Source organism: Oceanobacillus sp. FSL W7-1304, from assembly GCF_037969805.1.
GTDB lineage: Bacteria > Bacillota > Bacilli > Bacillales > Amphibacillaceae > Oceanobacillus > Oceanobacillus profundus.
This window is the reverse complement of record NZ_CP150211.1, coordinates 2,599,801-2,619,316: the sequence shown is the minus strand read 5'-3', so window position 1 is coordinate 2,619,316 and position 19,516 is coordinate 2,599,801. Positions and strand designations below refer to the sequence as shown.

The window sequence follows — 19,516 nt, the reverse complement described above, 5'->3', positions numbered from 1 at the left end:
GAAATGCATATAATAAAACTTGTCCTTGTTTTTGAGGATTGTCTGGTAGCAATAGCGAAGAGGCCACACCTGTTCCCATGCCGAACACAGAAGTTAAGCTCTTCAGCGCCGATGGTAGTTGGGGCTTTGCCCCTGCAAGAGTAGGACGCCGCCAGGCAGATATAAATCGGAGGATTAGCTCAGCTGGGAGAGCACCTGCCTTACAAGCAGGGGGTCGCAGGTTCGAGCCCTGCATCCTCCACCATTTGCCGGCCTAGCTCAATTGGTAGAGCAACTGACTTGTAATCAGTAGGTTGGGGGTTCAAGTCCTCTGGCCGGCACCACTTTTCATAAGTGAATAATAATTATCAATAATATGTAATATATATTTTTGAGCCATTAGCTCAGTCGGTAGAGCATTTGACTTTTAATCAAAGGGTCGAAGGTTCGAATCCTTCATGGCTCACCATTTGCGGGTGTGGCGGAATTGGCAGACGCGCTAGACTTAGGATCTAGTGTCTTCGGACGTGGGGGTTCAAGTCCCTTCACCCGCACCATTTAATTTAAACATTGCCAAGCGCGGAAGTAGTTCAGTGGTAGAACACCACCTTGCCAAGGTGGGGGTCGCGGGTTCGAATCCCGTCTTCCGCTCCAAACCCTTGCCGGGGTGGCGGAACTGGCAGACGCACAGGACTTAAAATCCTGCGGTAGGTGACTACCGTACCGGTTCGATTCCGGTCCTCGGCACCATATGCGCCCGTAGCTCAATTGGATAGAGCGTTTGACTACGGATCAAGAGGTTAGGGGTTCGACTCCTCTCGGGCGCGCCATAACGGGAAGTAGCTCAGCTTGGTAGAGCACTTGGTTTGGGACCAAGGGGTCGCAGGTTCGAATCCTGTCTTCCCGACCATTTTATTTATATCATACGGGGCCTTAGCTCAGCTGGGAGAGCGCCTGCCTTGCACGCAGGAGGTCAGCGGTTCGATCCCGCTAGGCTCCACCAATTTAAAAGTTTGATTCTTACTACAAAATAATCTTTTAAAAAATTTTAAAAGATTGTTGACAATATAGTGATGTATATGATATATTAGTAAAGCTGCTTTTAAAAAAGACAATAAATTTGCTCTTTGAAAACTGAACAAAACAACCAGTATGTCAAGAAAAAGGAAACTCGTTTTTCTTTTTAAAACAAGTAGAAGTCAGCTTCTACAAAAGCTAAGTATTACAAACTTTTATGGAGAGTTTGATCTTGGCTCAGGACGAACGCTGGCGGCGTGCCTAATACATGCAAGTCGAGCGCAGGAAATAAACAGAACCCTTCGGGGTAATGTTTATGGAATGAGCGGCGGACGGGTGAGTAACACGTGGGCAACCTGCCTGTAAGATCGGGATAACTCGCGGAAACGTGAGCTAATACCGGATAACACTTTTCATCTCATGGTGAGAAGATAAAAGACGGTTTCGGCTGTCACTTACAGATGGGCCCGCGGCGCATTAGCTAGTTGGTGAGGTAACGGCTCACCAAGGCGACGATGCGTAGCCGACCTGAGAGGGTGATCGGCCACACTGGGACTGAGACACGGCCCAGACTCCTACGGGAGGCAGCAGTAGGGAATCTTCCGCAATGGACGAAAGTCTGACGGAGCAACGCCGCGTGAGTGATGAAGGTTTTCGGATCGTAAAACTCTGTTGTTAGGGAAGAACAAGTTGGGTAGTAACTGACCCAACCTTGACGGTACCTAACCAGAAAGCCACGGCTAACTACGTGCCAGCAGCCGCGGTAATACGTAGGTGGCAAGCGTTGTCCGGAATTATTGGGCGTAAAGCGCTCGCAGGCGGTCTTTTAAGTCTGATGTGAAAGCCCACGGCTTAACCGTGGAGGGTCATTGGAAACTGGAGGACTTGAGTACAGAAGAGGAGAGTGGAATTCCACGTGTAGCGGTGAAATGCGTAGAGATGTGGAGGAACACCAGTGGCGAAGGCGACTCTCTGGTCTGTAACTGACGCTGAGGAGCGAAAGCGTGGGTAGCGAACAGGATTAGATACCCTGGTAGTCCACGCCGTAAACGATGAGTGCTAGGTGTTAGGGGGTTTCCGCCCCTTAGTGCTGAAGTTAACGCATTAAGCACTCCGCCTGGGGAGTACGGCCGCAAGGCTGAAACTCAAAAGAATTGACGGGGGCCCGCACAAGCGGTGGAGCATGTGGTTTAATTCGAAGCAACGCGAAGAACCTTACCAGGTCTTGACATCCTCTGATACCTCTAGAGATAGAGTTTTCCCTTCGGGGACAGAGTGACAGGTGGTGCATGGTTGTCGTCAGCTCGTGTCGTGAGATGTTGGGTTAAGTCCCGCAACGAGCGCAACCCTTGATCTTAGTTGCCAGCATTCAGTTGGGCACTCTAAGGTGACTGCCGGTGACAAACCGGAGGAAGGTGGGGATGACGTCAAATCATCATGCCCCTTATGACCTGGGCTACACACGTGCTACAATGGATGGAACAAAGGGAAGCGAACCCGTGAGGTCAAGCCAATCCCATAAAACCATTCTCAGTTCGGATTGTAGGCTGCAACTCGCCTACATGAAGCCGGAATCGCTAGTAATCGCGGATCAGCATGCCGCGGTGAATACGTTCCCGGGCCTTGTACACACCGCCCGTCACACCACGAGAGTTGGTAACACCCGAAGTCGGTGAGGTAACCTTTTGGAGCCAGCCGCCGAAGGTGGGACTAATGATTGGGGTGAAGTCGTAACAAGGTAGCCGTATCGGAAGGTGCGGCTGGATCACCTCCTTTCTAAGGATTATTACGGAAACATACTTGGTTGTTTGGTTCAGTTTTGAGAGAGTAAATCTCTCTATTTGTACCTTGAAAACTAAATAAGAGTAACAACGACATCAATATTAATGTAAAAGGCTGAAGCGACTGTTCTCAGGAGCTAAAGCTGGATTAAATAAAAGCAAGGCTAATAAATTAGTACGCTTATTTACTGTAACTTAGTTAAGTGAATAAGGGCGCACGGTGGATGCCTTGGCACTAGAAGCCGATGAAGGACGGGACTAACACCGATATGCCTCGGGGAGTTGTAAGTAAACTTTGATCCGGGGATTTCCGAATGGGGGAACCCACTGTTCGTAATGGAACAGTACATGCATCTGAATACATAGGGTGCATGAGGTAGACCCGGGGAACTGAAACATCTCAGTACCCGGAGGAAGAGAAAGAAAAATCGATTTCCTGAGTAGCGGCGAGCGAAACGGAAAGAGCCCAAACCAGAAAGCTTGCTTTCTGGGGTTGTAGGACACTCCACTCGGAGTTACCAAGGAATTCTTTAAATGAATCGACCTGGAAAGGTCAGCCACAGAAGGTAACAGCCCTGTAGTTGAAAAAGAATTCCCTCCGGAGTGTATCCTGAGTACGGCGGAACACGTGGAATTCCGTCGGAATCCGGGAGGACCATCTCCCAAGGCTAAATACTCTCTAGTGACCGATAGTGAACCAGTACCGTGAGGGAAAGGTGAAAAGCACCCCGGAAGGGGAGTGAAATAGAACCTGAAACCGTGTGCCTACAAGTAGTCGAAGCCCGTTAATGGGTAACGGCGTACCTTTTGTAGAATGGACCGGCGAGTTACGATCGTATGCAAGGTTAAGTGGAAGACACGGAGCCGCAGCGAAAGCGAGTCTGAATAGGGCGAATGAGTATGCGGTCGTAGACCCGAAACCGTGTGATCTACCCATGTCCAGGGTGAAGGTCAGGTAACACTGACTGGAGGCCCGAACCCACGTATGTTGAAAAATGCGGGGATGAGGTGTGGGTAGGGGTGAAATGCCAATCGAACACGGAGATAGCTGGTTCTCTCCGAAATAGCTTTAGGGCTAGCCTCAAGAAATAGAGTACTGGAGGTAGAGCACTGATTGGACTAGGGGCCCTCACCGGGTTACCGAATTCAGTCAAACTCCGAATGCCAGTTACTTTTACTTGGGAGTCAGACTATGGGTGATAAGGTTCATAGTCGAAAGGGAAACAGCCCAGACCGCCAGCTAAGGTCCCAAAGTATACGTTAAGTGGAAAAGGATGTGGAGTTGCCCAGACAACCAGGATGTTGGCTTAGAAGCAGCCATCATTTAAAGAGTGCGTAATAGCTCACTGGTCGAGTGACTCTGCGCCGAAAATGTACCGGGGCTAAACGTATCACCGAAGCTGCGGATTGTTCTTACGAACAATGGTAGGAGAGCGTTCTAAGTGCTGTGAAGTCAGACCGTGAGGACTGGTGGAGCGCTTAGAAGTGAGAATGCCGGTATGAGTAGCGAAAAAAGAGTGAGAATCTCTTTCACCGAATGCCTAAGGTTTCCTGAGGAAGGCTCGTCCTCTCAGGGTTAGTCGGGACCTAAGCCGAGGCCGAAAGGCGTAGGCGATGGACAACAGGTAGATATTCCTGTACCACCTCATGATTGTTTGAGCGATGGGGGGACGCAGTAGGATAAGGAATGCGCACTGATGGATATGTGCGCCCAAGCAGTGAGAAAGTCAGATAGGCAAATCCGTCTGGCAATTTCAAGCTGTGATGGGGAGGGAAATTTAGTACCGAAGTTCCGGATTTCACACTGCCAAGAAAAGCCTCTAGTTAGATCATAGGTGCCCGTACCGCAAACCGACACAGGTAGGCGAGGAGAGAATCCTAAGGTGAGCGGGAGAACTCTCGTTAAGGAACTCGGCAAAATGACCCCGTAACTTCGGGAGAAGGGGTGCTTCATTTACATGGAGCCGCAGTGAATAGGCCCAAGCGACTGTTTAGCAAAAACACAGGTCTCTGCGAAGCCGAAAGGCGAAGTATAGGGGCTGACACCTGCCCGGTGCTGGAAGGTTAAGGGGAAATGTTAGCCGCAAGGCGAAGCTTTGAACCGAAGCCCCAGTAAACGGCGGCCGTAACTATAACGGTCCTAAGGTAGCGAAATTCCTTGTCGGGTAAGTTCCGACCCGCACGAAAGGTGCAACGACTTGGGCACTGTCTCAACGAGAGACCCGGTGAAATTATACTATGCGTGAAGATGCGCATTACCCGCGACAGGACGGAAAGACCCCGTGGAGCTTTACTGTAGCCTGATATTGAATGTCTGTGCAGCTTGTACAGGATAGGTGGGAGCCTTGGAAACCGGAGCGCTAGCTTCGGTGGAGGCATCCGTGGGATACCACCCTGGCTGTATGGACATTCTAACCCAGGACCGTGATCCGGTTCGGAGACAGTGTCAGGCGGGCAGTTTGACTGGGGCGGTCGCCTCCCAAAAGGTAACGGAGGCGCCCAAAGGTTCCCTCAGAATGGTTGGAAATCATTCGTAGAGTGTAAAGGCACAAGGGAGCTTGACTGCGAGACCTACAAGTCGAGCAGGGACGAAAGTCGGGCTTAGTGATCCGGTGGTTCCGCATGGAAGGGCCATCGCTCAACGGATAAAAGCTACCCCGGGGATAACAGGCTTATCTCCCCCAAGAGTTCACATCGACGGGGAGGTTTGGCACCTCGATGTCGGCTCATCGCATCCTGGGGCTGTAGTCGGTCCCAAGGGTTGGGCTGTTCGCCCATTAAAGCGGTACGCGAGCTGGGTTCAGAACGTCGTGAGACAGTTCGGTCCCTATCCGTCGTGGGCGTTGGAAGTTTGAGAGGAGCTGTCCTTAGTACGAGAGGACCGGGATGGACACACCGCTGGTGTACCAGTTGTTCCGCCAGGAGCATCGCTGGGTAGCTACGTGTGGAAAGGATAAGTGCTGAAAGCATCTAAGCATGAAGCCCCCCTCAAGATGAGACTTCCCATCACTTCGAGTGAGTAAGATCCCTCAGAGACGATGAGGTTGATAGGTTCGGTGTGGAAGCGTGGTGACACGTGGAGCTTACGGATACTAATCGATCGAGGACTTAACTAAATTCTTTATTTGATGTCTTGTTTACTCTTATTTAGTTTTTAAGGTATAAATTCAAAAAAACCTTGCATTTTTATTCGGAAATGCATATAATAAAACTTGTCCTTGTTTTTGAGGATTGTCTGGTAGCAATAGCGAAGAGGCCACACCTGTTCCCATGCCGAACACAGAAGTTAAGCTCTTCAGCGCCGATGGTAGTTGGGGCTTTGCCCCTGCAAGAGTAGGACGCCGCCAGGCAGATGAAAAAGAGTTAAAATACAGATAATGTATTTTAACTCTTTTTGTATATCTATAATAAATTATGGCTTGCTAGCTTTTTCAATAATAAGGTAAGGATGTATATAGATAACGATGATATTGAAATGAATAAGTGCAATATCATCGTTTATTTTTATCTTCTATAGATATCAATAGAAGCAACTCACAAAGTAGGAACTTGATGGATACTATAAGGCGGTTTCTTGAATCCGGAATAATGGATTTAGAAACCTATAAAATAATTCGATTTTATTGTAAGAGATCATTGTAGTTACGGTGAATATATTGAAGACATGGTGGCTAGAGATAATACTGGAGTTCTGCGTGTGGAAATATATAGGATGCTGTAGAAATACCATTTAAAATCTCCTATTTAGTTTTTTTCGACATAAAACAATTTATTTTATCTTTGCTAAGTTAAAATCCGGTAAAGTTTGAGCTTTTCAAGGAGCGTGTCAAATCTTATACAAGTTTGGAAAAAGCAAGTCGTTTTACTGTTTTAATTTTATCCAGAAAATCTCTTTCATCATTATGAATTGTTTTCATATAGTTAATAAAAGGTTTAACAATCTTTTTAACAAGGAATAAACTCGAGAAGGGTATTTCCATAAAAAATTCTTATATAAGATTAGAAAATCGTGATGAAACGATTTATATATAGAAACAGATAGTAATTCTTAAAGGGGGGATAAACTTTGCAATCATGGGCAGATCAGCTATTAGGGGAAGACTTTTTATTAATTATTACAAGATTGCTTGTTGCATTAGTATTATCTGGTTTAATTGGTTTTGAACGGGAGATTAATAATCACTCTGCTGGGTTCCGCACGCATATTCTTGTTGGTGTAGGTGCTTGTTTAATGATGATTTTGTCCCTATTTGGGTTTAGTACATTTAATGAAGTAAATGATAATATTCGATTTGATCCTGCGCGTATCCCCTCTTATGTTATTAGTGGAATTGGATTCCTTGGAGCAGGAACGATTATTGTTTATGGTGGAACAGTCCGTGGGCTGACAACAGCAGCTTCTATCTGGGCTGTAGCTGGAATTGGCCTTGTTGTAGGATCAGGTATGTATAGTGTTGCTATTTTCACAACGCTTATTATATTAATCAGTCTGATTTTCCTCAATCATATTGAAAGAATATTTCCTAGGTCAAGGACTACCACGTTTATTGAATTGGTTGTTGATGAAACGATTCAAATCAATCAAGTAGTAGAGGTAATCGAAAAACAGCAATTTTCTATAACAAATATCGAGATTATAAGGCAAGAAAGCAGCTTAAGGAAATTCTATATAAAAATGGGTCGGAAAGATAAACAGAGTCTGATTACCATTTTTGAAGAGATCTCCCGATTTCAGGGAGTAAAAAACATCTCCGAATTAACGAAATAATGCCATTTCAAAAACCTTCCACAGATAATTTGTGGAAGGTTTTTGGTTTCGTTTTTGTTAATTTTGTCTAAGATATATACATAAGTTGTTTGCATCTCCTTCATTTTGGCGTATAATGAAACTATAGTCAAAGATAGTCAAAGTCAAAAGACAACGTGCTGGATAATTCATACAGAAAGGTGTAGGGCAGATGAGCAATATTTCGGATGTAATTGAACAGTATCTGAAAAAGGTTCTACAGGCGAAGGGGCAGAATGCAATTGAAATTAAGCGAAGTGAAATTGCAGATCAATTTCAGTGTGTTCCCTCGCAAATAAATTATGTAATTAATACGCGTTTTACTGTAGAAAAAGGGTATATAGTAGAAAGTAAGCGGGGTGGTGGAGGTTATATTCGTATCATGCGAATTAAGCATCAGGATAAGTCGGAACTTATTGATGAAATTATCCAGATGATTGATGGCTCTATTTCCCAGCGATCGTCTATTGATGTTTTAGAACGTTTATTAGAAGAAGCCATCATTACAAAGCGCGAGGCAAAGATTATGCTTAGTGCAATGGATCGTACGACATTAGCTTTTAAACTTCCATTACGAGATGAATTACGTGCTCGTATACTATCAAAAATGCTTTTAACCTTAAAGTATGCAGGTGAGTAAAGCAGTATTTTACAGATGATTTTGTAAAGAGGTTGTATGTAAAGGGGGAATAGATATTGGAATGTCAGGAATGTCATGAACGGCCAGCTACACTTCATGTAAAACAGGTAATTAATGGACAAGAAACTAAAGTAAGTATGTGTGAGACATGTGCTAAGAAAAAGGGGTATATCACATATCCAGAGGAAGGCTATTCCCTTCATGATTTACTAACTGGTTTATTTAATTTTGACACGATAAAGATGACGAGCATGAGTGATAATCAATTAAACCAGGTAAAAGAATTGCAATGCTCGAAATGTGGAATGACATTTTCAAAGTTTAAGCAAGTTGGTAAGTTTGGCTGTGCCCATTGCTATGAGTCTTTTGCTTCCAAGCTAGAGCCAATTTTTCGTAGAGTACATTCCGGCAATACGAAGCATTTTGGCAAAATACCAAAACGTGCTGGAAGTGGCTTACAATTAAAAAAACAACTGAAAAGCTATCGAGAAGAGTTGCAACAATTAATTGAAGCAGAAGCTTTTGAAGAAGCTGCAAAAGTTCGGGATAAAATAAAAGCATTGGAAAAAGGGGATAAAGAGCCGGAAGCAGGTGATGGATCTTGAGCTTAGAGCATTTTATCAAAGAAGCACTTAGCCCCTGGATGCACGAACAAGGGCCTGATAATGATATTGTGATGAGTAGTAGAATTCGCTTAGCACGGAACTTTGCAAATGTTACGTATCCAATCCTTGCTGAACAGGAGAAATTGGATGATATTCGTAGTTTTTTTAAGAAGGAATATGAACATCAAACCTTCCAAAACTATAAGAATTTAGAATTTGTCTCAATTAAAGATTTGACACCTGTAGAAAAAAGCGTGCTTGTTGAAAAGCATTTAATTAGTCCTCATTTAGTAAAGCACGATGAGCATGCTGCTGTTATGATTTCACAAAATGAGCAAGTTTCAGTCATGATAAATGAAGAGGATCATATTCGTATTCAGCTTTATTTTCCTGGTTTACAGTTAAAAAAGGCATTGGAAGAAGCTTTTGATTTCGATGATTGGATTGAAGAGAAGGTAAATTATGCATACGATGAAACAAAAGGTTATTTAACTAGCTGTCCAACAAATGTAGGAACAGGAATGCGAGCGTCTGTTATGATGCATCTTCCCGCCTTATCGATGACAAAGCAAATTAATCGAATGATCCCAGCGATTAGTCAGCTTGGCCTTGTTGTTAGAGGGATTTATGGAGAGGGCAGTGAAGCGCTTGGTAACATTTTCCAAATATCCAACCAAATTACGCTTGGAAAGTCTGAGGAAGATATTGTAGAGGACTTAGAGAGTGTTGTGAATCAGTTAATCGATCATGAACGAGTCGCACGAAATTATATTATGAAGCGATCAGGTATAGAACTCGAGGATCGTATCTTTCGTTCCTACGGTGTACTGCAGTATAGCCGGAAAATTGAATCAAAAGAAGCTGCAAAATGTATTTCTAACGTGCGATTGGGCATAGACTTAGGTATTATAGAAAATACATCAGGAAATATACTAAATGAATTGATGGTTCTTACACAACCGGGTTTTCTTCAACAATATGCGAATAGAACTTTAAATGCAGGTGAACGTGATGTATTGCGTGCATCGCTCATACGCGAACGATTAAAATTGGAAAACTAGGAGGGAAATCCAGATGATGTTTGGACGATTTACAGAAAGAGCACAAAAAGTATTAGCATTATCACAAGAAGAAGCAGTACGACTTGGCCATAAGAATATTGGCACAGAACATATTTTATTAGGACTTGTCCGTGAAGGTGAAGGAATTGCGGCAAAAGCACTGCAGTCCCTAGGCCTTGAAGTCTCGAAAATTCAAGAAGAGGTAGAAAAATTAATCGGTGTCGATAAGCAGCCGATGCAATCGATTCACTATACCCCACGTGCAAAGAAGGTCGTTGAGTTATCACAGGATGAGGCAAGAAAGCTAGGCCACTCTTACGTAGGTACAGAGCATATTTTACTTGGGCTTATCCGCGAAGGTGAAGGTGTTGCTGCACGCGTATTGAATAACCTCGGTGTGAGCTTAAATAAAGCAAGACAGCAAGTGTTACAGCTATTAGGAAGCAATGAATCACAGGCAGGAAGACAAGGGCGTTCTGGACAACAATCGAGTGCAAGTACACCTACATTAGATTCGTTGGCACGAGACTTAACCGTTAGCGCAAAAGAGGGTAAAATTGACCCTGTAATCGGGCGTGCGAAGGAAATCGAACGGGTTATTCAAGTGTTGAGCCGTCGTACGAAAAATAATCCGGTATTAATTGGTGAGCCAGGTGTCGGTAAAACGGCTGTAGCTGAAGGTTTGGCGCAGCAAATTATTGATAACGAGGTTCCAGAAACCCTTCGTGATAAGCGCGTGATGACATTAGATATGGGTACAGTTGTTGCAGGTACGAAATATCGTGGTGAATTTGAGGATCGTTTGAAAAAGGTGATGGAGGAAATCCGCCAAGCTGGAAATATCATTTTATTTATTGATGAACTTCATACATTAATTGGCGCTGGTGGAGCAGAAGGTGCAATTGATGCATCAAACATTTTAAAGCCATCCCTAGCTCGAGGCGAATTACAGTGTATCGGTGCAACAACACTTGATGAATATCGTAAATACATTGAAAAAGATGCTGCATTAGAACGAAGATTCCAACCGATTCAAGTCGATGAACCAACATTGGATGAAACCATCCAGATTCTGCACGGATTACGCGATCGCTATGAAGCACATCACCGTGTAACGATAACGGATGAAGCAATTGAAGCAGCAGCAACACTTTCTGATCGTTATATTACGGATCGGTTCCTTCCAGATAAGGCAATTGATTTAATAGACGAAGCAGGCTCTAAAGTACGCCTGAGCTCTTATACTGTTCCACCGAACTTGAAAGAACTTGAGCAGAAGCTTGAAGAAGTACGAAAAGAAAAAGACGCTGCTGTACAAAGCCAAGAATTTGAAAAGGCAGCATCTTTACGTGATTCAGAACAACGTTATCGTGAACAACTCGAAAAAACGAAAAATGAATGGAAAGAAAAGCAAGGACAAACCGATTCAGAGGTTACTGTTGAAGATATTGCAAGTGTTGTATCGATCTGGACGGGAGTACCTGTAGCGAAGCTAACGAAGGATGAGAGTGAGCGTCTCTTAAACATGGAAGAGATCTTGCATAATCGTGTGATTGGCCAAGGAGAGGCAGTAAATGCGATTTCGAAGGCTATTCGCCGAGCGCGTGCGGGCTTAAAAGATCCGAAGCGACCAATTGGCTCCTTTATTTTCCTAGGACCTACAGGTGTTGGTAAAACAGAACTTGCTCGAGCTTTAGCGGAAGTGATGTTTGCAGATGAAGATGCGATGATTCGTATAGACATGTCTGAATACATGGAAAGGCATGCGACGTCTCGTCTAGTTGGATCCCCTCCAGGATATGTTGGTTATGAGGAAGGTGGTCAGCTAACAGAAAAGGTGCGACGTAAGCCATACTCTGTCGTGCTTTTAGATGAAGTTGAAAAAGCACACCCTGAAGTATTTAATATTTTATTACAAGTGCTTGAGGATGGTCGTTTAACAGATTCCAAAGGAAGACTTGTTGACTTCCGTAATACGGTAATTATTATGACATCCAACGTTGGAGCAAGTGAGCTAAAACGGAATAAATATGTTGGCTTTAATATTGCTGATGAAGGAAAAGAATATAGCGATATGAAGTCAAAAGTAATGGAAGAATTGAAAAAAGCATTTCGTCCTGAATTTTTAAACCGAATTGATGAGACGATTGTATTCCATTCATTAGAGAAGAAGCATATGAAGGATATTGTGACACTTATGCTCGAACAATTGCAACGTCGCCTGAAGGATCAAGATATTCATTTATCATTGACTGATAAAGCGGTAGAAAAGGTTGCAAATGAAGGGTTCGATCCGGAATACGGTGCCCGTCCATTGCGCAGATCGATTCAGAAAAATATCGAAGACCTTCTATCTGAAGAGTTGCTGAAAGAAACAATTGATAAAGGGCAAGAGGTAAAAATCGGTTTAAATAATAAAGGAGATTTCATCGTCCTCTCGTAATGAGGAAAGCATAAAAGCGCGAATGCCGGTTAGTGAGGTAAAAACTGCGCACCGTAATGTTGACCTGTTTACGTTGTTATGGTAACTAAAGGTATCCAGGTAATTCAATTTTTATAAATTCAAGAGAAAGTAAAAAGCTAGAAGAGCAGTATCTTCTAGCTTTTCCTTCCATATTGAGGGGTGTTCTAAACCCTCTTTACCCTACTTTAAACACCCAATTCTAGTGGAAAGGGTACTAAACGACCCAGTTGTGGCATAAATAAGGAAATATGTTTCATAAATTGATAGGAAGCTGTAACCTATTTGAGCCAAAAATGTTTTACAATAGTAAGAGAAGGGGATAGTGATTTGGCTAAGCGAAAAACGAAGTATGTTTGTCAAGATTGTGGATATGAATCTGCGAAATGGATGGGCAAATGTCCTGGGTGTAATAATTGGAATACGATGGTGGAAGAAGTTGAAGCAACCACTGTCAGAGGAAAACAAGTAAGTGGTACACATGTCGTTAGTAAGCCAGAAAGGATTACTTCGATCGAGTCACAGAAAGAACCGCGTATCACCACAACGATGAAGGAATTCAATCGTGTGCTTGGTGGCGGTATTGTTCTCGGATCGCTTGTTTTAATTGGTGGTGATCCTGGGATTGGCAAATCTACCTTGTTATTACAAATCTCTTCACAGCTTGCAGGGAAGCAATTACCAGTTCTGTACGTTTCTGGTGAGGAATCGATCCGCCAAACAAAGCTGCGTGCTGATCGACTAGGAGTAAAAGAGGATCTGCTATATGTCCTTTCTGAAACGAATTTGTTTGATATTCAAAAACAAATTGAGGAGATTCGCCCCTCATTTGTCGTAATTGACTCCATTCAAACGATTTTTAAGGAAGATGTAACGAGTGCTCCTGGTAGTGTTTCACAAGTACGAGAATGTACTGTTGATTTAATGAAGGTCGCAAAATCAAACGGCATTCCGATATTTATAGTTGGTCACGTGACGAAAGAAGGGGCGATAGCTGGTCCAAGACTGCTCGAGCATATGGTTGATGCCGTATTGTATTTTGAAGGAGAAAGGCATCATACGTATCGAATATTACGAGGTGTGAAGAATCGCTTTGGAAGTACGAATGAAATGGGTATTTTTGAGATGAAAGAAGAAGGCCTTCGAGAAGTAATGAACCCTTCGGAGATTTTTCTAGAAGAGCGTTCAGAAGGATCAGCAGGCTCTACTGTCGTTGCATCGATGGAAGGGACAAGACCTGTACTCGTTGAAATTCAAGCATTGATTTCTCCAACTAGCTTCGGTAATCCACGCCGCATGGCCACAGGAATTGATCATAACCGTGTTCCTTTATTGATGGCAGTTCTCGAAAAGCGTGTCGGCCTTATGCTGCAAAACCAGGATGCCTACATTAAGGTAGCTGGTGGTGTGAAGCTTGATGAACCTGCAATTGATCTAGCGCTAGCTGTAAGCATTGCTTCAAGCTTTCGGGATAAGCCGACGAATCCAGATGATATATTTATTGGAGAAGTTGGGCTTACTGGGGAGATCAGACGTGTGTCGCGTATCGAACAGCGTGTTCAAGAAGCAGCTAAGCTTGGCTTTAAACGTGTCATTTGTCCGGAAAACAATTTGGATGGCTGGACATACCCGAAAGGAATTCAAGTACATGGGGTTCGTACCGTACAACAAGCATTAGATATAGCGATGGCCCAGTGATTCTTAGCGATTTTTATCATAAAAATGACATATTTATACTGTGATTTGTGAAATACAATGCTTTTTTCGCCCATTTATGAGGGTTAAATTATAAATTTCTAGGCAATACTAAACATTAGGAGGTGACGATGTTGCTCAAAAAAATAGTGCATTTATTTTTTATTGTTCTAGGCGGTACTATAGGTTATCTATATGTACCAGAAATAATTCGGTTATTGAACATTACAAATTTGGATTGGGCAAGATCCCCATATTTAGGCATGATCATCGGTGCAATTATATTCTTTATTCTTTCTTATTGGCTGGCAGATTATATTGTTGACTTTTTGAGGTGGGTAGAAGACGCACTGATAAAGCTCCCAGCAGTTGATTTATTCTTTGGTAGTATCGGTTTAATTGTCGGATTGGTTATTGCTTACTTTGTTAACATGCCCTTACAAGATATTAATATTGAGGTTGTATCACAGGTTCTGCCACTCTTTATTATGATTGTTCTTGGTTACCTTGGTTTCCAAGTGGGTTTCAGGCGGAGAGATGAATTTGTCAATCTAATGAAAACAAATAAAAAGGACAAACGCCGACCTATTGAAGGTGACGATGTAGATGCAATCGTACCAAAGGCAAAAATTCTGGATACAAGTGTTATTATTGATGGTAGAATCGCAGATATTTGCCAAACGAACTTTTTAGAAGGAACCGTTATAATACCGCAATTTGTTCTCGGGGAACTGCAGCATATTGCCGATTCCTCAGATACACTCAAACGTAATAGAGGCCGCCGTGGACTAGATGTATTGAATCGCATCCAAAAGGAATTGCCAGTGAAAGTCGAGATTTATGAAGGAGACTTTGAAGAAATTCCAGAGGTTGATAGTAAGCTAATTAAACTTGCGAAGGTAATTGATGGTATTGTTGTAACAAATGATTTTAATTTGAATAAAGTTTGTGATTTACAGGGTGTTAACGTGTTGAATATTAACGATCTTGCCAATGCTGTGAAGCCGGTTGTACTTCCAGGTGAAGAGCTAATTGTACAAGTAATTAAAGATGGGAAAGAGCATAATCAAGGGGTTGCCTATCTTGATGATGGTACAATGATAGTTGTGGAAGAAGGTCGGGATTATATCGGAAAAACGATCGAAGTAATTATTACAAGTGTACTGCAAACATCAGCTGGCCGGATGATCTTTGCAAAACCAAAATTACTTGAAAAAGCACTGTAAAAGAGGTATAACTGATTAAGGTGAAGTAAAGTGATAACATGAATGATATGTTATCACTTTTTCATATAGAGTGCGTGTTCAAAAGGGAGGATGAAAAGGACCGAGAAGTTAGAGGCGGCGTAGCTTTGAGCAGCGGAACGTATGGGTTTAATACGTGAGCAGTGGAAAAGCAAGCCAACGAAGAAATTCGATGTGTCATTTTTACCGGACTTTTTGAACAACCTTATAGACGTAAATTTATACTTATATCGGAATCCATAATTAAGAGAGGAGCAACACCATGAGTAAGGAAGTTCGTGTGCGTTATGCGCCAAGTCCGACAGGCCATCTGCATATTGGGAATGCACGTACAGCTTTATTTAACTATTTATATGCAAAACATTTTAACGGAAAGTTTATTATTCGTACAGAGGATACGGATGAAAAACGGAATGTAGCGGGTGGAGAAGAGAGCCAGTTGAAGTTTTTAAAATGGCTTGGATTAGAATGGGATGAAGGTGCTGATATTGGTGGTGACTATGGTCCATATCGTCAAACAGAGCGCTTAGATTTATATAATAAATATGTTAATGAACTACTGGAAAGAAACCTTGCCTATAAATGCTATATGTCAGAAGAAGAGCTTGAGGCTGAACGTGAGGAGCAACGTGAAAAAGGACAAGTACCTAAGTATTCTGGAGCCCACCGTAATTTAACGGAAGAGCAAATCGCGGCTTTCGAGGCGGAAGGTCGTAAGCCGAGTATCCGTGTTCGTGTTCCAGAGAACAAAACGTACATGTTCCAAGATATTGTTCGCGGCGAAATTACGTTTGAATCGAGTGATTTCGGTGACTGGGTTATTGTGAAGAAAAATGGTATCCCGACGTATAACTTTGCTGTAGCCATTGATGACCATCTGATGGAAATCACACATGTATTGCGTGGTGAGGAGCATATTTCCAACACACCGAAGCAAATGATGGTCTATGAAGCATTTGGCTGGGAAGCGCCAAAATATGGCCATATGACCCTGATTTTGAATGAGGAGCGTAAAAAGCTAAGCAAGCGTGATGAGCATATCCTTCAATTTATTGAGCAATATCGCAATCTAGGATATTTACCTGAAGCAATGTTTAATTTTATCAGCTTATTAGGCTGGTCTCCAGTTGGAGAGGAAGAGATCTTTTCTCAAGAAAAGCTAATTGAAATTTTTGATCCGGAACGTCTATCTACATCTGCAGCGATTTTTGACCAACAAAAACTGAAGTGGATGAACAACGAATACATCAAAGCGGCTGACATAGAAACGGTGATTGATCTAGCGATGCCGCATTTGATTGAATCTGGTAAATTACCGGAGGATATGGATGCAGATAAAAGAACGTGGGCAGAAAATGTGATTAGCTTATATCGTGAACAATTACGTTATGGTGCGGAGATTGTGGAACTAACGGAACTATTCTTTAATGATGAGATTTCCTATGATGACGAAGCGATGGAGGTCTTAAAAGGGGAACAAGTACCAGAAGTATTGCAAGTTTTTACAGATAAGCTGATCCATTTAGATGAGTTTAATAAAGATACAATTAAGGCACAATTTAAAGCAACACAGAAGGAAACTGGTCACCGTGGAAAGAAACTATTTATGCCAATCCGGATTGCGACAACTGGACAAATGCACGGTCCAGAGCTACCGTTTGCGATTGAGCTTTTAGGAAAGTCTGTTATTATCGCAAGGCTTGATAAAGTATTGAAGCAATTAGGAGCGTAATGGTTCACATTTCGCCGATTGTATAATATAGTATTACTAAATAAGTGAACGTTGAAAAGGGAAAGTAAGAATCGATCTGCTTATTCAGAGAGAATCACCAAGGGCTGTGAGTGATTTTAAGCATCGTTTCTGAAGTGCCCCTTGGAGTCTGTTATGGAAAATGAGTAGTCTTTAGTACATGACAGCGATACTCTCCCGTTACGAGAGCCAAAGTTGGAAGGATACGTCCTTCAAACAGAGTGGAACCGCGCTAATCTAGCGTCTCTGTGTATAAACTACACAGGGACGCTTTTTATTTTGGCAAAAAGTAAGGTATAAACGTTCCTTTCTGCGTAAGGCGGGATAAGGCATTCACTCTGGAATTAGCCAAAATAAAAAAGATTCTATGAAAGTAGAGAGCCCCATCTAAAAATCCCTTTTATGAAAGCCAATTTTACTAACTATAAAGGAGGAAGGCACATGGGAATTTTCAAAACAATGAAGGAAGATATGGATGTTGTGTTTGAACAGGATCCTGCTGCACGTACGTATATCGAAGTGATGCTAACGTATTCGGGTCTTCATGCCGTATGGGCACATCGAATTGCGCATCGTTTTTTCAAAAGAAGGCTTTTCTTTATTGCACGCGTCATTTCTCAGGCTAGCCGCTTCTTTACAGGAATTGAGATTCACCCAGGAGCAAAGATTGGGCGACGTCTTTTTATCGACCATGGTATGGGAGTAGTTATTGGAGAGACGTGTGAGATTGGGGATAATGTTACCATTTTTCAAGGAGTAACACTTGGCGGTACTGGTAAAGAAAGAGGGAAACGACATCCAACAGTGAAAGATAATGCACTCATTTCTACAGGGGCAAAAGTGCTTGGGGCAATAACAATCGGTGAAAGCTCGAAGGTCGGAGGCGGTTCTGTTGTGTTAAAGGATGTGCCTGATCATTCAACGGTAGTTGGTGTTCCTGGGAGAGTTGTAATCCAGAATGGGGAAAGAGTAAGAAGGGACCTTGATCATCATAAGATTCCTGATCCTGTAGCTGATCGTTGTGAACATATGCAGGTGCAGATTGATGAACTGAAGGCTGAAATTGCAAAATTGAAACAAGGGAGTGTAAAACAATATGTCGATTAAGTTATATAATACATTATCGCGCAAGAAGGAAGATTTCACACCATTAGAAGAAGGAAAGGTTCGTATGTATGTATGCGGACCGACTGTATATAACTATATTCATATCGGTAATGCACGTCCGGCTATTGTTTTTGATACAGTAAGAAGGTATTTCGAATACAAAGGCTTTCAAGTTGACTATGTATTAAACTTTACCGATGTCGATGATAAAATAATTAAAACAGCAAATGAATTAGGGGAAGATGTTCCTGAGATAGCAAATAAATTTATACAGGCTTATCTAGAGGATGTTGGAGCTTTAGGTGTGAAAGAGGCAACACATAATCCACGTGTTATGGAAACGATGGAGGATATCATTCGTTTTATTGATGTGCTCGTTCAGAAAGGGTATGCCTATGCAGCAGAAGGAGACGTCTATTTTAAACCGAGAGCGTTTGAAGGATATGGCAAATTATCCCATCAGTCAATTGATGAGCTTCGCTCTGGTGCGCGAATCCAAGTTGGAGAGAAAAAGAATGATCCGCTTGATTTTGCATTATGGAAAGAAGCAAAGTCTGGAGAAATTGCTTGGGATTCACCGTGGGGGAAAGGCCGACCAGGCTGGCATATCGAATGCTCTGCAATGGCTAAGAAATACCTTGGAGATACGATTGACATTCATGCTGGTGGGCAGGATTTAACATTCCCGCATCACGAAAATGAAATTGCTCAGTCTGAAGCCATGACAGGTCATACATTTGCGAATTATTGGATGCATAATGGGTATATAAATATTAATAATGAAAAAATGTCGAAATCACTCGGAAATTTTGTTTTAACAAGAGATTTAATTGCAAAGCATAATCCGGAAGTGCTACGTTTCTTCATGCTAAGTGTGCATTATCGTAATCCGATTAATTTTACAGAGGAGCTTCTGGAAAGTGCTAAAAATAGCTATGACCGAATTAAAACGGCATACGAAAACTTAGAGCATCGCAAACCGACGAGTATGAACCTTGTTGATAATACAGAGGAATGGCTAACGAAAATAGCGGAAATGAAACATCGCTTTGAGCTGGAAATGGATGATGATTTCAATACAGCGAATGCAATTTCTGTCCTGTTTGATTTAGCAAAAGAAGCAAATGTCTATTTACAATCCAACCAAACATCAACAGAGGTAATTGATGCATTTCAGGAAGTGCTCAAGACTTTACTAAATGTACTTGGGATTACTCTTGATACAGCAGATGAACTGTTAGACGAAGCGATTGAAGCGTTAATTGAAGAACGGAATGAAGCAAGGAAAAATCGTGATTTCGCTCGAGCAGATGAGATAAGAGATTTGTTAAAAGACAAAAATATCATATTGGAAGACACACCTCAAGGGGTTCGCTGGAAAAGAGGCTAA

The 19,516-nt window shown here is 42.5% G+C and carries 10 protein-coding genes, 9 tRNA genes, 4 rRNA genes and 1 other annotated feature; all 23 genes read left to right on the top strand.

Annotated elements, in window-relative coordinates:
- Positions 1-41: 41 nt before the first annotated feature.
- The 23 genes from rrf (NYE61_RS13335) to cysS all read left to right on the top strand — a co-directional run bounded on the left by rrf (NYE61_RS13335) (position 42) and on the right by cysS (position 19,516).
- Positions 42-157 (top strand): 5S ribosomal RNA (gene rrf, locus NYE61_RS13335).
- An 11-nt stretch (positions 158-168) separates the two neighbouring features.
- A tRNA-Val gene (locus tag NYE61_RS13330) sits at positions 169-244 on the top strand.
- 3 nt (positions 245-247) lie between these two features.
- Positions 248-323, top strand: a tRNA-Thr gene (locus NYE61_RS13325).
- A 49-nt stretch (positions 324-372) separates the two neighbouring features.
- Positions 373-448 (top strand) — tRNA-Lys (locus NYE61_RS13320).
- A gap of 3 nt (positions 449-451) precedes the next feature.
- A tRNA-Leu gene (locus NYE61_RS13315) sits at positions 452-536 on the top strand.
- Between the two features lie 22 nt (positions 537-558).
- Positions 559-633, top strand: a tRNA-Gly gene (locus NYE61_RS13310).
- Between the two features lie 7 nt (positions 634-640).
- Positions 641-729 (top strand) — tRNA-Leu (locus NYE61_RS13305).
- 3 nt (positions 730-732) lie between these two features.
- Positions 733-809, top strand: a tRNA-Arg gene (locus tag NYE61_RS13300).
- A 3-nt stretch (positions 810-812) separates the two neighbouring features.
- Positions 813-889, top strand: a tRNA-Pro gene (locus NYE61_RS13295).
- Positions 890-906: 17 nt separating this feature from the next.
- Positions 907-982 (top strand) — tRNA-Ala (locus tag NYE61_RS13290).
- Between the two features lie 228 nt (positions 983-1,210).
- A 16S ribosomal RNA gene (locus NYE61_RS13285) occupies positions 1,211-2,772 on the top strand.
- 202 nt (positions 2,773-2,974) lie between these two features.
- Positions 2,975-5,893: ribosomal RNA gene (locus NYE61_RS13280) — 23S ribosomal RNA — on the top strand.
- A 118-nt stretch (positions 5,894-6,011) separates the two neighbouring features.
- A 5S ribosomal RNA gene (gene rrf, locus NYE61_RS13275) occupies positions 6,012-6,127 on the top strand.
- The 16S, 23S and 5S rRNA genes sit together here with 9 tRNA genes alongside, the layout of an rRNA operon.
- Before the next feature lie 716 nt (positions 6,128-6,843).
- Positions 6,844-7,545 (top strand): MgtC/SapB family protein, encoded by a 702-nt coding sequence (locus tag NYE61_RS13270; protein ID WP_240033832.1) that lies wholly within the window; start codon positions 6,844-6,846, stop codon positions 7,543-7,545.
- A 190-nt stretch (positions 7,546-7,735) separates the two neighbouring features.
- Positions 7,736-8,203, top strand: coding sequence for a CtsR family transcriptional regulator (locus NYE61_RS13265; RefSeq protein WP_095313606.1), 468 nt, complete (start codon positions 7,736-7,738; stop codon positions 8,201-8,203).
- Between the two features lie 56 nt (positions 8,204-8,259).
- Positions 8,260-8,808: a UvrB/UvrC motif-containing protein gene (locus tag NYE61_RS13260; protein WP_095313604.1), complete on the top strand. Its 549-nt coding sequence runs from the start codon at positions 8,260-8,262 to the stop codon at positions 8,806-8,808.
- Positions 8,805-9,869 (top strand): protein arginine kinase, encoded by a 1,065-nt coding sequence (locus NYE61_RS13255; RefSeq protein WP_095313602.1) that lies wholly within the window; start codon positions 8,805-8,807, stop codon positions 9,867-9,869. Before NYE61_RS13260 ends, NYE61_RS13255 begins: the two co-directional genes overlap by 4 nt.
- A gap of 13 nt (positions 9,870-9,882) precedes the next feature.
- The gene (clpC, locus tag NYE61_RS13250) at positions 9,883-12,312 is read left to right on the top strand and encodes an ATP-dependent protease ATP-binding subunit ClpC (RefSeq protein WP_095313600.1); all 2,430 of its coding nucleotides are present in this window, start codon (positions 9,883-9,885) and stop codon (positions 12,310-12,312) included.
- Positions 12,313-12,660: 348 nt separating this feature from the next.
- Positions 12,661-14,028: a DNA repair protein RadA gene (radA, locus tag NYE61_RS13245; RefSeq protein WP_118890037.1), complete on the top strand. Its 1,368-nt coding sequence runs from the start codon at positions 12,661-12,663 to the stop codon at positions 14,026-14,028.
- A 131-nt stretch (positions 14,029-14,159) separates the two neighbouring features.
- The gene (locus NYE61_RS13240) at positions 14,160-15,251 is read left to right on the top strand and encodes a PIN/TRAM domain-containing protein (RefSeq protein WP_095313611.1); all 1,092 of its coding nucleotides are present in this window, start codon (positions 14,160-14,162) and stop codon (positions 15,249-15,251) included.
- Positions 15,252-15,531: 280 nt separating this feature from the next.
- Complete coding sequence (gltX, locus tag NYE61_RS13235; protein WP_095313596.1) at positions 15,532-17,001, top strand: glutamate--tRNA ligase; 1,470 nt, start codon at positions 15,532-15,534, stop codon at positions 16,999-17,001.
- 42 nt (positions 17,002-17,043) lie between these two features.
- Positions 17,044-17,270, top strand: a binding site (T-box leader).
- A 190-nt stretch (positions 17,271-17,460) separates the two neighbouring features.
- Positions 17,461-18,126: a serine O-acetyltransferase gene (gene cysE, locus NYE61_RS13230; RefSeq protein WP_095313594.1), complete on the top strand. Its 666-nt coding sequence runs from the start codon at positions 17,461-17,463 to the stop codon at positions 18,124-18,126.
- Entirely contained in the window at positions 18,116-19,516 is a 1,401-nt protein-coding gene (cysS, locus tag NYE61_RS13225) for a cysteine--tRNA ligase (RefSeq protein WP_251661002.1), read from the top strand. Before cysE ends, cysS begins: the two co-directional genes overlap by 11 nt.

What these genes read in the sequence shown, in the direction of transcription:
- gltX (WP_095313596.1), top strand. Translation starts at nt 15,532, where the DNA reads ATGAGTAAGGAAGTTCGTGTGCGTTATGCGCCAAGTCCGACAGGCCAT.
- clpC (WP_095313600.1), top strand. Translation starts at nt 9,883, where the DNA reads ATGATGTTTGGACGATTTACAGAAAGAGCACAAAAAGTATTAGCATTA.
- cysE (WP_095313594.1), top strand. Translation starts at nt 17,461, where the DNA reads ATGGGAATTTTCAAAACAATGAAGGAAGATATGGATGTTGTGTTTGAA.
- NYE61_RS13265 (WP_095313606.1), top strand. Translation starts at nt 7,736, where the DNA reads ATGAGCAATATTTCGGATGTAATTGAACAGTATCTGAAAAAGGTTCTA.
- cysS (WP_251661002.1), top strand. Translation starts at nt 18,116, where the DNA reads ATGTCGATTAAGTTATATAATACATTATCGCGCAAGAAGGAAGATTTC.